At 70.1% G+C, this 15,418-nt stretch carries 10 protein-coding genes; 3 read left to right on the top strand and 7 right to left on the bottom strand.

The features are described from left to right. Window positions 1-116: 116 nt before the first annotated feature. The 7 genes from ACLJN9_RS24655 to ACLJN9_RS24625 all read right to left on the bottom strand — a co-directional run bounded on the left by ACLJN9_RS24655 (window position 117) and on the right by ACLJN9_RS24625 (window position 12,053). Window positions 117-1,457 (bottom strand): M1 family metallopeptidase, encoded by a 1,341-nt coding sequence (locus ACLJN9_RS24655; RefSeq protein ID WP_410814007.1) that lies wholly within the window; start codon window positions 1,455-1,457, stop codon window positions 117-119. Further along, window positions 1,454-5,368: a Pls/PosA family non-ribosomal peptide synthetase gene (locus ACLJN9_RS24650; RefSeq protein WP_410813908.1), complete on the bottom strand. Its 3,915-nt coding sequence runs from the start codon at window positions 5,366-5,368 to the stop codon at window positions 1,454-1,456. The genes ACLJN9_RS24655 and ACLJN9_RS24650 overlap by 4 nt, the downstream gene beginning before the upstream one ends. A 274-nt stretch (window positions 5,369-5,642) precedes the next feature. Continuing rightward, window positions 5,643-6,941: a discoidin domain-containing protein gene (locus ACLJN9_RS24645; protein WP_410813907.1), complete on the bottom strand. Its 1,299-nt coding sequence runs from the start codon at window positions 6,939-6,941 to the stop codon at window positions 5,643-5,645. Window positions 6,942-6,986: 45 nt separating this feature from the next. Then, window positions 6,987-8,876, bottom strand: a complete 1,890-nt coding sequence (locus ACLJN9_RS24640) for a chondroitinase-B domain-containing protein (RefSeq protein WP_410813906.1) — start codon at window positions 8,874-8,876, stop codon at window positions 6,987-6,989. Between the two features lie 125 nt (window positions 8,877-9,001). After that, window positions 9,002-10,156, bottom strand: coding sequence for a polysaccharide lyase family 7 protein (locus ACLJN9_RS24635; RefSeq protein WP_410813905.1), 1,155 nt, complete (start codon window positions 10,154-10,156; stop codon window positions 9,002-9,004). Between the two features lie 84 nt (window positions 10,157-10,240). Then, the gene (locus tag ACLJN9_RS24630; protein ID WP_410813904.1) at window positions 10,241-10,981 is read right to left on the bottom strand and encodes an IclR family transcriptional regulator; all 741 of its coding nucleotides are present in this window, start codon (window positions 10,979-10,981) and stop codon (window positions 10,241-10,243) included. 10 nt (window positions 10,982-10,991) lie between these two features. Beyond that, window positions 10,992-12,053 (bottom strand): LacI family DNA-binding transcriptional regulator, encoded by a 1,062-nt coding sequence (locus ACLJN9_RS24625; RefSeq protein WP_410813903.1) that lies wholly within the window; start codon window positions 12,051-12,053, stop codon window positions 10,992-10,994. A 285-nt stretch (window positions 12,054-12,338) separates the two neighbouring features. Here ACLJN9_RS24625 and ACLJN9_RS24620 point away from each other — a divergent pair, with 285 nt between their 5' ends. From ACLJN9_RS24620 to ACLJN9_RS24610, 3 genes are read left to right on the top strand one after another with little or no spacing between them, the layout of a single operon-like run. Then, window positions 12,339-13,607 (top strand): ABC transporter substrate-binding protein, encoded by a 1,269-nt coding sequence (locus ACLJN9_RS24620; RefSeq protein ID WP_410813902.1) that lies wholly within the window; start codon window positions 12,339-12,341, stop codon window positions 13,605-13,607. 1 nt (window position 13,608) lies between these two features. Continuing rightward, on the top strand, window positions 13,609-14,550 hold the full coding sequence (locus ACLJN9_RS24615; protein ID WP_410813901.1) for a carbohydrate ABC transporter permease: 942 nt from the start codon (window positions 13,609-13,611) through the stop codon (window positions 14,548-14,550). After that, entirely contained in the window at window positions 14,547-15,410 is an 864-nt protein-coding gene (locus ACLJN9_RS24610) for a carbohydrate ABC transporter permease (RefSeq protein WP_410813899.1), read from the top strand. The genes ACLJN9_RS24615 and ACLJN9_RS24610 overlap by 4 nt, the downstream gene beginning before the upstream one ends. Window positions 15,411-15,418: the final 8 nt, after the last annotated feature.

Here is a 15,418-nt window from a genome sequence, read left to right as displayed (position 1 = left end):
CTGTGCGAGGACTGACCGGGGCCGTCGGTGCAGCGTACCGGCGTGACGAGCCGGGCGGCGAATGCCACCCGCCGGCGACCAACGACGTCCGGCGTTCGGACACCCGCATCCCGTGGTCAGCGAGGTAACGGTGGCAGCGCCGGGCTGTCGAGCCAGGCGGTGAACAGACCGTCCAGGGGTTCGCGGGCGAAGCGCTGCGCGTGTGACCGGAACTGCGCAGTCGTCACCGTCGCGTGCCGGTGCTCGGCGACCCAGGCCCGCAGCAGCGCGAAGAACGGCTCGTCGCCGACCGCCTTGCGCACGGCGTGCACCGTGAGCGCGCCACGCTTGTAGACCAGCGGGTCGAACATCCGGTCGACGCCGGGATCGGCGACGATGACGTCCCGCGGGCGAGCCGCGACCCAGGCGTGCCACCGCGCGGCCAGGGCGTCCGTCGACAGCTCGCCGCAGACGCCGGACCACAGCCACTCGGCGTACGTGGCGAAGCCCTCGTTGAGCCAGATGTGTCGCCAGTCCGCGACGGTGAGGCTGTTGCCGAACCACTGGTGGGCCAGTTCGTGCACGACGAGCCGCTCGTGGGTGCGCCGCCCGTCGACGTGGTTACGCCCGAAGACTGCCATGCCCTGCGCTTCGACCGGATCATCGAGGTCGTCGTCGGCGACCACCACGACATACTCCCGGAACGGGTACGGCCCGAACTGCCGCTGCAGCGCCGACATGATCTCGCCGTGCCGGCCGAAGTCGTGGGCGACAGCCCTACGCAGTGCGGGCGGGATCGCGGCGCGCTGCACCACCGCGCCGACAGCCAGGTCCACCATCTCGTAGCGTCCGATCTGGACGCTCATCAGATACGGCGAGGTGGGCTCGTGCCGCTCGTACACCCAGGTGGTGCTGCCCGCGCCCCGCCGCCGGAGGACGGGATCCCCGGTCACCAGGACGGTGTACGGGGTGGAGGCCGTCACGGCCACCCGGAAGGTGGCCTTGGCGCCGGGCTGGTCGTCGCATGGGAACCACGACGGTGACCCGTTCGGCTGGCTGGCCACGAGCGCCCCGTCGGTGAGCTCCTCCCACCCGAGGTCGCCCCAACGGCCGGACAGCGGGACGGGTTTCCCCGCGTACCGGATGTCCACCCGAAAGGTGTCCCCGGCGCCGATCGGCCGCTCGGGTTTGACCTGCAGCTTGTCCGGCCGGTGGAGGTACTTCGCGGGGCGCCCGTCCACCCGGACGTCCTGGACGCGGAGCCGACCGAGGTCGAGAGTGAACCGGGACAGTGGCTGTACGGCCACCGCGGTGATGTCGGCCCGGCCGGTGAGCCGGTTCGACACGACCCGGTAGTCGAGGTCGAGGTCGTAGTGCAGCACCCGGTAGCCGCCGTTGCCGTGCTCGGGCAGGTACGAGTCGCTGGAGCGGTCGGCGCCGGTCGTGGCACCGCGCGTCGCCGACACCTTCGGATTCATGCCGGTCGCGCGGCCGGTGCCGGCCAGGTCGTGATCGGGTTGCCCAGCCACCGGCTGTCGCAGGGCACGGCGTCGCCACGTGTCACCAGCGAGCCGGGCCCGACGGTGGTCCGCGCGCCGATGCTCGCACCGGGCAGAACGATGCCGTGCGGGCCCAGGGCTGCTCCCGCGCCCAGGGTCACCTCGTCCATGCTCATCACACGATCATGGAACAGGTGGGTCTGCACCACACAACCGCGATTCACCGTGGCGCCGTCGCCGAGCCGCACCAGGTCGTACTCGGGCAGCCAGTAGGTCTCCAGCCAGACGCCACGGCCGATCTTCGCACCGAGCGTGCGCAGCCACGCCGTGAGCAGTGGCGTGCCGGTCGCGAAGCGGACCAGCCACGGCGCGGCGAGGACCTCGACGAACGTGTCGGCGAGCTCGTTGCGCCACACGAAGGAGGTCCACAGCGCGCGCTCGGCGACCCGGAACCGCCCGACCAGCAGCCATTTCGCAGCCGTCGCGATGGCGGCGGCGGCGACCGCCGCACCCAGCAGCACCGGCCCGGCGGCGAGTGCGGCCGCCCACCACCCGGCGCTCCGCCAGACGAACGCGAGCACGGCCAGGACGCCGATCGCCACGGCGCCGGCACACATCACCGGGACGAGGCGGCACAGCTCGATGGCGGCCCGGGCCAGCTTCAGCCGGGTCGGCGGGTCGAAGGTACGGCTGGTGTCGGCCGCCTCCACGGTCCGGCGCAGAGGCATCGGCGGCGCGCCGAGCCACGACGAGCCCTTCTTCGCCTTGAACGGGGCCGACGACAGGACGCCGACAAGCCCACGCTTGGGCACCGAACGCCCGGGTGCCGCCATCCCGGAGTTGCCGAGGAACGCCTGCTTACCGATACGGGCCGGGGCGACACGCAGCCACCCGTGGCTCAGCTCGTAGGTGGCGATCATGGTGTCGTCGGCCAGGAAGGCCCCGTCGGCGACCGTGGTCATGGCCGGCAGCGCGAGAACCGTGGAGGCCTCCACCCCGCGTCCCACCTTGGCGCCCAGCAGCCGCAGCCACACCGGTGTGAAGAGGCTCGCGTAGAGCGGGAACAGCCCGACGCGGGCCATGCCCATCAGCCGCTCGGTCGTCCACACCTGCCACGCTGTCCGCCCCTGCACCGGGTGGTACCCGGCACGTAGACCGATGCTGAGCGCCCGGACGGCCCCGAGCACCAGCAGCGCGTAGCTCACGAGATAGGCGACGGTTGCCACCGCGACAGCGGCCAGCACAGCGTCGACCGCCGGTCGGTCGGCGAGCGTCCAGCCGAGCAGGGCGAGCGCCGGCAGGGCGGCAACGACGGGAACCAGCCCCAACAACTGGGCGGTCAGCGCGTACGCGAGCGGCCAGCCACGAGCCCCCATCCGCGACCGCGGAGGACGCTCACCCGGCCACTCGGCGGGATCCCTGCCGGCGGGTGCGGCCGGTGAGCCGGCCCAGCGCTGGTTCGCCCCTACGGCGCCGGCCACGGTCGAGCCGGCGGCGATGCGCGCGCCCTTGCCGACCCGGGCGCCGGGCATCAGGGTGCTGCGGGACCCGACCCGGGCGCCCGCGCCGACGCGGACCCTGCCGATGTGGACGACATCGCCGTCGACCCAGTGGCCGGCGAGATCGACCTCCGGCTCGATCGCCGCGCCACGACCGAGCTTCAACAGGCCGGTCACCGGCGGGGCGGAGTGCAGGTCGACGTCGGGGCCGATCTCCGCACCGAGCGCCCTGGCGTAAGTGATCATCCAGGATGCCCCGGCGACGCTGGTGGCGCCGGTCAGCTCGGCGATCCGTTCGGCGGCCCACAGCCGCAGGTGCACACTGCCACCGCGCGGGTAGCTGCCGGGGCTCACCCCGCGGAGCAGCAACCGCGCTCCTGCGGCGGCCAGAGCGATCCGGCCGAGCGGGCTGAACAGCAGCGCCCAGCCCAGCGCCACCCACCACCAGGACACGTCCGGTGCCCAGGGAGTCGGGACGAGCAGCGCGAGGACGTTGCCGAGGGCGGCCAGGACGGTCAGCCAGCGCAGCCCCACCAGCGCGAGCATCGGTACCATCAGCCCGGCCTGGACCAGCCCGGCGTGCCACGGCGTCGGGCGGACCTCCCGGCGTGTCGCCGCCGTGGTGTCGAGCCCGTCGAGCATCGCAGCGAGCCGCGACAGCCTCGGGTGGAGATAGATGTCCGCCACCGAGACGCGCGGGTGCCGGCGCCGGATCCATGCCACCAGTTGCGCGGCGTTCAGGCTGCCGCCGCCGTGGCTGAAGAAATCCGCGTCCGCCTCGGTGGGGCGTACGCCCAGGATCTCCGCCCAGCCGCCAGCGAGCCAATCCTCGGTCGCGGTCAGCTCACCCGCCGCGCCCTCCGCGGTGTCGAGAGGCCAGGGCAGCGCGGCCCGATCGACCTTGCCGGACGTCCGGGTCGGCAGCGCGTCCACCACGGCCAGCAGCGGCACGAGGGCGGCCGGCAGCTGCGCACGGATGCGCAGCGCCGCCGTCGCGGCGTCGAACGCGACATCGTCCTGCGCAACCACGTACCCCACCAGCAGTTGGCTGCCCGCGGCGGTTCGCTGCACCGCGGCGGCCGCGCCGGCGATGCCCGGTAGCGCCTGCAGCGCGGCGTCGATCTCACCCAGCTCGATCCGGCGTCCGCCGAGCTTGACCTGTTCGTCGCCGCGGCCCACGAACAGAAGTCCCTCGGGCTCCGCTCGGACGATGTCCCCACTGCGGTACGCCCGCTGCCAGCCGAGCGCGGGCAGCGCCGCGAACTTCTCGGCGTCCTTGCCCGCGTCCAGGTAGCGGGCGAGCCCCACCCCGCCGATCACCAGCTCACCGGTCTCGCCCATGGCGACCGGAGCGCCGGAGGTGTCGACCACGGCGAGCTCCCAGCCGGCCAGCGGCAGCCCGATGCGGACCGGCCCCTCGCCGGTCATCCGCGCGGCGCAGGCGACAACTGTCGCCTCGGTCGGCCCGTAGGTGTTCCAGACCTCGCGGCCCTCGACGGCCAGGCGCTGCGCGAGCTCCGGCGGGCAGGCCTCCCCGCCGAAGATGAGCAGACGGACCTCCTCCAACGCTTCGACCGGCCACAGCGCGGCGAGCGTCGGCACCGTCGACACCACCGAGATGCGCTGCTCGGCCAGCCACGGACCGAGGTCGACGCCGCTGCGGACGAGCGACCGGGCGGCCGGAACCAGACAGGCGCCGTGCCGCCAGGCCAGCCACATCTCCTCGCAGGACGCGTCGAACGCCACCGAGAGCCCGGCCAGCACCCGGTCCTGCGGGCCGATCGCCGCACTGGCCTCGTCGGCGAGGAACAACCGCGCCTCGGCGTCCACGAAAGCCGCCGCCGCGCCGTGGCTGACCGCGACACCCTTCGGGGTGCCCGTCGAGCCGGAGGTGAAGATGATCCAGGCGTCGTCGTCCGGGCCGGGCCGGCCGCTCCGGCCCGAGGGGGTACGACGGAGCGACACCGCGAGCCCGTTGCCGAGCACCGCGGCGACGTCCGCCTCGGCGAAGACCAGTTCGGCGCGTTCCTCGGGATCGTCCGCGTCGACCGGCACGTACGCCGCGCCCGCGGCGAGCACACCGAGGATCGCCAGGTACAACTCGGCCGTACCGGACGAGATCCGGATGCCCACCCGGTCGCCGACACCGACCCCGTGCCTGACGAGCGACCGGCGTACGGCCTCGACCTCGTCGGACAGAGCGCGGTACGTCAGCGCCGTGGCACCGTTGTCGAGAGCACGGGCCTCGGGGTGTGCGCGCACGGTGTCGTCGAGAACGTCGACAAGCGTGCGGCGGGCCGGGGCCGCGGAGGAACGGAACACCGCAGGGGCCACCGGTGCGGAGGCCGTCGGCGGAGACGCGACCAGCTGCCGATCGTTCGTCACGGTCACCGGGCGTCCACCATCTTCACCTCGCGGGTCAGCGTCGGCCAGGCGTGCGGCATGCGGACCCGCCCTGGGCAGCCCTCAACGCTACGTCGCCCCACGCCGAAGTGACGGCGAAGCAACGGTTTCGTGGCCACCACCACAGGGATTCGAGGAGCGACGCGGAACAGGCGCGAGCGGCGCGCGGTGGTCCCGCCTGCGTTCGGTGTACACCTTCCACGGTGCGCACGGCCAGGGTTGCGGAGCTGGTCGACAGTCTCCGCAACCCGGCCGCGATTTGTCAGGCGGGTCCCGCGCCCGGGGTGACCGTCATGCCGACCGATCCATAGCCTGCGCCGACCTGGTTGTCGCTGTAGAACTTCACGCCGGTCGAGGCCGAGGTGACCTCCATGACCTTGGTCGAGGAGCCCACGAACCTGTTGCGGGTGATCGAGACGTTGTCCGGCCCGTCCAGTTTGATGGCCTGGTTCCAGCTGTCGCCGATCTCGTTGTCCGCGACGATCCAGTTGCGCATACCGTCGGTGCCGCCGCCGGAGTTCCCGCCGCGGCCGTAGTCCTCGACCATCAACCACTGGTGGATGCTCGGAATGCTGTTGTCGCGACCGGGGTTCGCCGGGCCGACGGCCTTGTTGGCGCGGATCTGCACGTCGTCGCTGGCGGTGGGATGCGAACTCGACACCCACGTCTGGATGAAGTCGGTGTGGCTGTCGCCCGGATTTCCCGTCACGAAGTTGATGGCGGTGTTGTAGAGGATCCGGTGACCATTGCCGAAGAACGTGATGGCGTTCAGGTCACCGGGGCCCTTGACGCCCTTGATGTCGTTGTTCTGGATGGTGACGTTGGTGTTGTTGTCGGAATAGATGCCGTACTGCTGCTGGGCGTCGACCCGGCAGTTCTGCACGACCACGTTGTCGGCGTCGATCAGGACGCCGCCGCGGATGGTGTTGCCCTGGCAGTCGTAGACCTTGGGCGCGGTCGCGGTGCCGCCAGAGTTGATCGTGTATTTCGAGCTCTGGTTCGCCACCAGAACCGCGCCGGCCGGAGTCGCCACACCGCCGACGCCGAGAGTCTGCGTGGGTGAACCGCCACCACCGCCGTCGGCACCCAGGACCCCGATTTCGGAGATGCTCGCCCACGCGTTGTCCGTGTTGCCGTGCCCGACGACCCGGAGGTAGCGAGCGCGCCCGTCGGTGAAGTCGTAGCTCTCCGGCCCCGCCGTGCTGCCGCTGCTCGTCGCGCGGGACAACGCCGTGGACCAGGTCGACCCATCCTGGGACAGCTGCACGTCGAAGGTCATGCGGCGTACGTTCCCCCGGTGCCAGGCGATGGACGCCGACCCGACCGTCTGCACCGTACCGAGGTCGGCGCGCAGCCACACCCCGTCTCCCTCGCCGGACCATCGCGTCGCCAGATTGCCGTCCACCGCGTTGCCCGGCACGTTCCCGTCGTCGGAACTGGCTGTCACCCCCACGATGGGCAGCGTCGCCGCCGCGGAGGCGGGTGCCCCCGATGCCACCAGCGAACCCACCGCCACCGTCGCGCCGACGGCGGCCACCACCACTCTTCTCAACCCGATCACCTGTCCCTGCTTTCCTGTCGTCGTGCACGGATGGTCGAACGAGGGTCAGGGCGCGTCCACTCCGACGCCCGCAGGAAGGAGTGGTCCGCGCACGACCGGTGCGCCCGACAACTCGTCGGCGCCGACGTCGGCGGTGCCGGTGCGCGTCTGCCCGTCCATGTCGTCGGTGACGAAGGCGTAGCTGCCGGCCGAGGCGTTGACGGCCGGGCTGCCCGAGCCGATCCGCCGGACCTCGCCCTGTGCCGTCAGCAGCGGGTTGACGACCGTCACGCCGCCGGTGACGCCGGCCGTGGCGCTCCCCGTGGGCCAGGCGATGTTCCCCGCGTACGTCATGTTCTTCGGGGCCTTCACCTCGTTGACGAGTTTGCCCTGCGAGCCGACGACGATGTTGTTGGCGATCACGCTGTCCACGGGGGCGAGGTTGTAGTTCGCTCCGATCTCGATGCTCGACACGTTGTTGACGAAGGTGTTGTTGACCGCTGTCGCCCGGTACACCCGCCAGTGCGAGGACAGCGCGCCGGAGGTGTCCACGTCACCGCCGTCGAGCTGGAGTGCGGCGTCGTACCCGGTGCCGGTCAGCCCTTCGAAGTAGTTGTCGTAGATCTTGTGGTCCTGGCCGTAGACCCGGACGCCGCCGGTGCCGGATCTGCCGCCGCCGAGGAAGAAGTTGCCGTACACCTGGCTGCGGTTGCCGTGGCGCAGCGACATCGCTCCCTGGGAGGTGCGGAAGGTGTTGTACCGGACGGTGTTGTCGTTGCTCTTCACCGAAACGATCTCGGGGTCGCCATCGCAGTTCTCGAACAGGTTCTGTTCGACCGTGGTGAAACCGCTCGACTGGGAGATCGCGCTCCAGCCGACCCGGATGGCCTCCATCTCGTTGGTCGCCCGTGGCCCGATGGTGCGGAAGTGGTTGTGGTCGATGAGGTCGTACTGGGACTGCTGGGTGGACGACCCGTCGATGGTGACGAAGTTGCCGAGCTGGTGCTTCTCCTCGAACAGGTTGTGGTCGATCCGGTTGTGGTGACTGTTGGCACCCTGCACGAGAACCCACTTGAGCGACGTGGACTCGGTGAGCCGGAAGTGGTTACGGGTCAACCGGACGTGATGCGAGCTGGTCAGTTTCAGCGTGTTGCTGTTGGTCCACCTCAGTCCGTCGAACGTGACGTACGAGGAGGTGAGCACCTCCAGTTGTCCACCGCTGATCACGGCGCGACCACGGTTGGCGGCGGCGATCGTGATGGGGGAGGTGGCGGTGCCGTTCCTGGCGTTGAGTTTGCCGATCGAGTAGCTGCCGTCGGCCAGCACGATGGTCTGACCGGCCACCGCGTTGGCCAGTGCCGTGCTCAACTGTGCCGAGGTGCTGACGTTGACGACGGTGCCGCCGGGCGGCGGCGGGGTGGTCGGGTCGCCGCCGGGGCCCTGGACGTCGACCTCCGTGATCGAGGTCCAGGCGTTGGCGGTGTTGCCGAAGCCCACGATGCGCAGGTAGCGCGCCGTGCGGTCGGGGTAGTCGTAGGTCTCTGGCTGGGCGGTGGTGCCTGAGCTGGCACGCCGGGGCACCGCCGTCGCCCAGGACGAGCCGTCGGTGGAGGTTTCCACGGCGAAGGTGGTCTGCCGCTGGTCACCCTTGTGCCAGGCCACGGCCACCGCGCCGAGCGCGACCGGTGAGCACAGGTCGTACCGGATCCACACGCCGTCGCCCTCGGCGGACCAGCGGGTGGCGAGGTTGCCGTCGAGGGTGTTCGCCGCGACGTTGCCGTCGTCGGCGCTCGCGGTCACCGAGCAGACGGCGGGGGAGACGGTCGGTGCTCCGGCGAAGGCACTGTTCGCGTCGCCGGGGCTGATCGAGGCGAGGGCGGGAAGTGCCGCGATGGCGCTACCCAGGATTGTCACGACGGCGATCGCACCGCGCGTGCCGAGCCGTGCTCTGTTCATCGGGGACTCCGAGGGGTGGTGGAGGCGGATGCGCAGGGGTGGGGCCGGGCCGCGGCATCGGCGTTGCGGGATGGCGGCCTCGTGCGGGTGCCGCCCGGGGACCGGTGGCCCCCGGGCGCTGCTGGTCAGGAGTGGCTCAGGCTCAGGCCGTAGATGAGGGTCTGGCCGTAGTTGCTGCTGCTGCACGGGGACGAGTTGGAGCAGTTGGCCTGCGTGTAGGCGCCGGCCTTGAAGTACGCGCCGGAGAAGCTCTTGGTGATGGTGGTCTGCAGGACGTTGTTGTAGTAGGCCTTGATCTGGCCGCCGCTGACCACGAACTTGGCCTGGAACCGGGTCCCCAGCTGGTAGTTGCTGGTGACCAACTTGTGGTGGGTGGTGTCGCCGTTGGTGATGTAGAGGCTGCTGCCCTCCAACCGGAACACCGTCACGTCGTCTTCGGAGTCATGGATCTGTGCCCCGACCAGTTGCGGCTTGGTCGAGGGCAGCGTGGTGAACGCCTCGTCCACGACGAGGGTGTGCGTGCCGGAGGTCGACGACCAGCTCGCGTTGCTCGAACCGTTGTTGGCCATCTCCCGCAGCTCGGAGCGGGGGTAGCCCGATCCGCTGGTGGTGACGCCGTTGACGGCGGCGCGGAACTGGACGGCCTGGCAGTTGCTGGCGGTCGTGAACCACGGCGACACCTGGAAGCTGTCCAGAGCTGGCTGCTTGATCTCGGTCGGGCTCTCCGACGCCCCGGTCGGCAACGTGACCTTCCAGTTGGTCAGGTTGAGCACGTCGGCGGGAACGGAGCAGCTGCCGCCGCCTCCTCCTCCGTCGGCGCCGTAGACCCTGGCCTCGGTGATGCTGTTCCAGTCGTTGACGGTGTTGCCGTAGCCGACGACGCGGACGTAGCGGGCCGCGCGGTCGGTGAAGTCGTAGGCCTCCAGTTGCAGCGTCGTTCCGCTGCTCTGCCGTTGGCCGACGACAGTGGTCCAGGAGCTGGCGTCGGCGGACGTCTGCACCGTGAAGGTGAATGTGCGCCGGTCGCCCTGGTGCCAGGCGATGCCCACCGAGCCGATCTGGGTGCTCGCACCGAGGTCGAAGCGGATCCAGGAGCCGTCGCCCTCGGCCGACCAGCGGGTGCTGAGACTGCCGTCGAGGGTGTTCGCCGGCACGTTGCCGTCGTCGGAGCTGGCCGTCACGGAGGCGATCGGCACCGTGGCCGCGGCCTGGGCAGCGGTGGTGGGAAGGCCGACGCCGATGAGCACCAGCGATAGGGCGAGGATTGCGGTTCGTCGCATTAGCAGCCCCTTCTCATGGAAGTTCGTATATGTGAACTATGCGGCACTAGTGCTGGCCGACCATAGAAGGTGGTGACTGGATGGTCAATGTGGAGCGGCGACATAGTTGTCGGCGACCAGCCCCGCGGCGACGGCGGACATGATCGCCTCGGCGATGTCCCGTGCGCGCGGTGCGGTCAGTCGGCGTACCGCCACCGACACGGCGATCGCGTCGTGCGGGCCGAGCTTGGGCGGCGCCGCCACGGCGACCGAGCAGCAGCTCGCCGTCCCCACGGGGACCCAGTCGACGGCGTACCCCCGTGCTCTGGTCTGGGCGAGGTCGTCGGGTGACGGACCGTTCGGCGGCGTCTCGGCCGGCGGCGAGCCGAGCGTGATCCGGGCCAGCACCGCCCGGCCCAGCGCGGTGGCGTGGGCCGGCGCGTACAGGCCCGCGCCGACCGAGGGTGTCGCCTCGGCTTTCTCGCGGCTGACCAGGCAGATCACCTGATCGCCGGTCAGGCGGCCCAACTGCACGGTGGCGCCGAGCTCGCGGTGCAGCCGGTCCACCACGGGTGTCAGTCGCCGCACCGAGCGGTCGGTGCGCAGGTAGGCGGTGCCGATCCGCAGCGCCTGTACGCCGAGACCGTAGCGCAGGCCGGCGCTGTCGGTCTCCACCCAGCCCCGCCGCACGAGGGTGCGGAGCAGGCCGTGCATGCTGCTCTTGGGAATGTCGAGGTCCCGGGCGATGTCCACGAGCGTGCGCCTCTCGGGTGACACGGCGAGCAGCTCCAGCAGTTCCACTGTCCGGTCTGCCGACTTGACCCGCGGGGCGCCGCCTGTCGTCATCGTCGATTCCTTACTCCCGAGCGTCGGGCGCGCGGCCGGTCGACGCGCGGACGACCAGTTCCGGGCGCAGCAGCAGGGATTGACTCGGGCTGCCGTCCGGGTCGTCGATCCGGGCGACGAGGTGACGGAAGGCGGCGGTCGCCATGTCCGCGATGGGTTGCCGGACCGTGGTCAGAGGCGGTGCCGCCAGGTCGGCGAGGACGATGTCGTCGAAGCCGACCACCGAGACGTCCTGACCGACGAGCAGGCCGGCGTCCCGGATGCCGGCGCTGACCCCGAGTGCGCACATGTCGTTGATGGCCACGATGGCGCTGGGTCGGCCGTCGCCGTGCAGCAGGTCGTGGGCCGCCGTCCGACCGAGGCCGGCGGCGTCGAGATCACCGTACGGTTCGGACTGGTCACCCCCCGACCAGACGATGGCCTCGGCCGGGTCGAGCCCGGCCTGCTCGAAGGCCTCGGTGAAACCGCGGAAGCGTTCACGGCGGTTGACGCTGCGCAGCGAGCCGGAGACGAACGCGATCCGGCGGTGACCGAGCTGGAGCAGGTGGGCGGTGGCGAGATGGGCGCCGACGACGTTGTCGACGCTGATGTTGACCAGCCCACCCGGGTCGCCGGCCTGCGCCGTACGGTCGAACGCGACCAGGCTGAGCCCGTCGTCGACCAGGGGCAGAACGTGTTCCAGCGAGGGCAGGGACGAGCAGAGCACCACGCCCCGGATGCCGTCGGCCCAGAGCTCTTCGAGGTAGCGGCGTTCCCGGCCGGGTTCCCGTTCACTGTTGCAGAGCAGGACGTGGTAGCCGTCGGCGAGAGCCGCCCGCTCCAGGTAGCGGGCGAAGTTGCCCCAGAACGGGTTGGCGACGGACGGGACCACCAGACCGATCACCTGGATCCGGCCCGTGCGCAGTTGGCGTGCCGCCCGGTTGGGGCGATAACCCAACTGGTCGATCGCCGCTTCCACCCGGGCCCTGGTCTGCGGGAGCATCCGCTCCGGGCGGCCGTTGAGAAAGTTCGACACGGTGCTGGGGGAGACCCCAGCCCTTCGGGCAACCTGGTAGATCGTCACACCAGCCACGCCTTGGCTCTCCTGTGTTGCGCGATAGGACCAAACGGAAGAAGTGTATGGGTGCACCGCTGGGACACCGCTCCGGTCCTGCACAGTTAAGCCCGTGTTGCTGGCGCGTGTCCAGCCATTGACAGCCGTCGTGCCCCGATCCTAGCCTTGCTGCATCGTTCTACCAGTAAATCGATGCACCCACGTTCGATCTTCATCAGGCCCGGATGCGGGGCGGTGCCCCAGAGCTGCGGCGTTCCCGCCGCGGGAGGGAAGACCATGATGGCGAACACCAGGGGGCGCGGAATGCGCTCCGCAGCGGCGGTGCTGGCCGTGGCGCTGCTCGCCACGGCCTGCGGTGGACCGGCGCCGAGCAGGAACGGCGACGACACCGATGTGAGCGGCACGGTTCGGCTGCTGACCCCGATCTTCGAGGGCGCCGACGGGCAGAAGGTCCTCGACGAGCAACTGGCCGCGTTCAAGGGCCGCTATCCGAAGGCGACCGTCGAGGTGGACTACACCTCGTACGGCAAGCTCAACGAGAAGCTCACCTCCTCGATCGCCAGTGGACGACCGTACGACGTGATGCTGATGGGCGTCGGCTGGATCCCGCCCTTCGCGGCCAAGGGCGCCCTCGCCGAGCTCAACGAGAACGCCTCCGAGCTGAACCAGCGCTACAACGAGCGGGTCGTCGCGCCCGGCACCTACCAGGGCAAGGTCTACGCCCTGCCGATCATGCTCGACACCCGGTTCGGCATCTACCGCAAGGACTTCTTCGCCGCCGCCGGCCTCACCGCGCCACCCCGTGACTTCACCGAGCTTCGCGAGTACGGGCGCAGGCTGACCGTACGCGGCGCCGGTGGCAAGCTCACCAGGGCCGGGGTCGACATCCTCTCCAACGATCTGCGGCAGACCTTCCTGCCGCTGATGTGGGCCAACGGAGGTGAGCTGTTCACCCCGGACGGCAAGCCGGCGTTCAACAGCCCGCAGGCCGTCGGTGCGCTCCAGCTGATGACCGACATCATCCGCACCGACAAGTCCGAGGACTTCGGCTTCACCCAACCCGGTGCCGCCACCGGTGTCGCCCTGGCTCAGGGCAGAGCGGCCATGATGGTCGGCCACAACAACGTCTGGCAGGCGATCCAGGAGACCGCGCCCGATCTGATCAAGGACGACAAGATCGGCTTCTTCCTGATCGCCAATGAGCGTCCCGCGCTGTTCCAGGGCGGCACGCTGGCCGCCGTGTCGGCCAAGTCGCCGCACCGGGGCGCCGCCAAGGCCCTGGTCAGCTTCCTCGCCGGCAAGGACGCCTCGCTCGCCGCCAACCAGCAGCGCGGCAACGTACCCGCGCTCAAGGACCTCGCCGGCTCCGACTATGTCGCCGGCAACAAGGCCGTGCAGTTCGCCATGGCACACCTGGACGCCGCGTTCTCCGAGGGCGGCGTGCCGGCCTGGCTCGAGATCCGCGGCGACTTCAAGGCGGCGATCGAGTCCGCCCTGCTGGGCAAGAAGACCCCGCAGCAGGCACTCGACGATCTGGCGGCCAAGGCGCAGGCAGCGATCGCCAAGGGCTGACATGACCACCACCCTCGATCCCGTCGGCGTGGCGCCCACGAGCCGGGCGCCACGCCCGCCGAAACGGCGACGCCTCGGCGCCGAACGTCGCCGGGCGGCGTACCTGATGCTGGCGCCCGCCGTCCTCCACCTGGTCTGGTGGATCGGCCTGCCGGTGCTCGCCACCATCGTGCTGGCCTTCACCAACTACGACGTGATCGCGGGCACCGTCGAGTGGGTGGGGCTGGCCAACTTCCGCGAGATATTCGCCGACGACACCTGGAACCTGTCGATCTGGCACACCGTCGTCTACACCTTCTTCACGGTGCCGGTGGCGATGGTGATCGCCGTGCTCATCGCGGTGCTGCTCAACCAGCGGCTGAAGGCGCGGGCGTGGTACCGGGCGGCCTTCTTCATGCCGCACATCACCGCCACCGTCGCCATCGCGCTGGTCTGGATGTGGATGTTCGAGCCCAACCTCGGGTTGTTCAACACCCTGCTGGGCGGCGTCGGTGTCAACGGCCCGGCCTGGTTGTCCGATCCCTCGTGGGCGATGCCCGCGGTGATCCTGGTCAGCGTCTGGAAGGGCATCGGGCTGAAGATGCTGATCTACCTGGCGGCGCTGCAGAACATTCCCACCGAGCTGTACGAGGCGGCGGACATCGACGGCGCCTCGGGGCCGCGTCGGTTCTTCGCCATCACCGTGCCCCTGTTACGTCCGGCGACCTTCTTCGTCTTCGTCGTGTCGATGATCGACGCGTTCCAGGTCTTCGATCAGGTCTACGTGCTGACCCCCGACGGCGGCCCGGCGAACGCCACGACCGTGATGACCTTCGAGATCTACCGGACGGCGTTCAGTGAGTTCCACATCTCGACGGCCTGCGCGCAGAGTCTGGTGCTGTTCGCCTTCCTGCTGGTGCTCACGCTGATCAGTCGCCGGCTGACCGGGAGGGACGACCAATGAGGCCACGGCTCGGTGCCAGCCTGGTGCTGCACCTGCTGCTGGGCGCCGGCGCACTGGCGATGATCGTGCCCTTCGTCTGGATGATCCTGTCGTCGTTGAAGAGCCACGCCGACATCGCCGCCTATCCGCCGGGGCTGCTGCCCACCGAGTGGGTGTGGAGCAACTACCCCGAGGCGCTGAACTACGGGCCGTTCGGGACGTACTTCCGCAACAGTCTGTTGATCGCCGTCGGGCACACGGTGATCAATCTTGCCCTGGCGACGATGGCCGGGTACGCGCTGGCCCGGGTGCCGTTCCGGGGTCGCTCGGTCATCTTCCTCGGAATCCTCGCCATGATGATGATCCCGACCTACACCAAGATCGTCCCGCAGTACCTGATCGCCAAGGGCATGCCGTTCTTCGGCGGAAACGACTACCTCGGCCGGGGCGGTCAGGGCTGGCTCGACTCCTGGTGGGCGCTGATCGTCCCGGGCGCGCTGACCCCGTTCGCCATCTTCCTGTTCCGGCAGTTCTACCTGTCCCTGCCGATCGAGTTGGAGGAGGCGGCGCGGATCGACGGGATGGGCGAGTTCGGGATCTTCGCCCGGGTGATGACCCCGCTGGTGAAGCCGGCGGTCGCCACCGTCGCGCTGATCACCTTCGAGAACAGCTGGAACAACTTCCTCTGGCCGCTGCTGGTCACCACCCGCGACGACCTGCGGGTCATCCAGGTTGGCCTGGCCGCCTTCCAGCAGTCGGAGCGCACCGAGTGGGCCTACCTGATGGCGGGCTCGACCCTGGCCACGGTTCCGATGATCGTGCTGTTCCTCCTCGCCCAGCGGTACTTCGTGCAGGGCTTCGCCACTGCCGGAATCAAGTAAAGGAGCAC

This window comes from Micromonospora sp. 067-2 (assembly GCF_046549295.1).
GTDB lineage: Bacteria > Actinomycetota > Actinomycetes > Mycobacteriales > Micromonosporaceae > Micromonospora.
Note: the sequence above shows the minus strand (reverse complement) of the source record. Positions and strands in the feature narration are given on the sequence as shown.

Excerpts from the sequence above, each read along its gene's own strand:
- ACLJN9_RS24655 (WP_410814007.1), bottom strand. The coding sequence starts at position 1,457 with ATGAATCCGAAGGTGTCGGCGACGCGCGGTGCCACGACCGGCGCCGAC.
- ACLJN9_RS24640 (WP_410813906.1), bottom strand. The coding sequence starts at position 8,876 with ATGAACAGAGCACGGCTCGGCACGCGCGGTGCGATCGCCGTCGTGACA.
- ACLJN9_RS24635 (WP_410813905.1), bottom strand. The coding sequence starts at position 10,156 with ATGCGACGAACCGCAATCCTCGCCCTATCGCTGGTGCTCATCGGCGTC.
- ACLJN9_RS24630 (WP_410813904.1), bottom strand. The coding sequence starts at position 10,981 with ATGACGACAGGCGGCGCCCCGCGGGTCAAGTCGGCAGACCGGACAGTG.
- ACLJN9_RS24620 (WP_410813902.1), top strand. The coding sequence starts at position 12,339 with ATGCGCTCCGCAGCGGCGGTGCTGGCCGTGGCGCTGCTCGCCACGGCC.
- ACLJN9_RS24615 (WP_410813901.1), top strand. The coding sequence starts at position 13,609 with ATGACCACCACCCTCGATCCCGTCGGCGTGGCGCCCACGAGCCGGGCG.
- ACLJN9_RS24610 (WP_410813899.1), top strand. The coding sequence starts at position 14,547 with ATGAGGCCACGGCTCGGTGCCAGCCTGGTGCTGCACCTGCTGCTGGGC.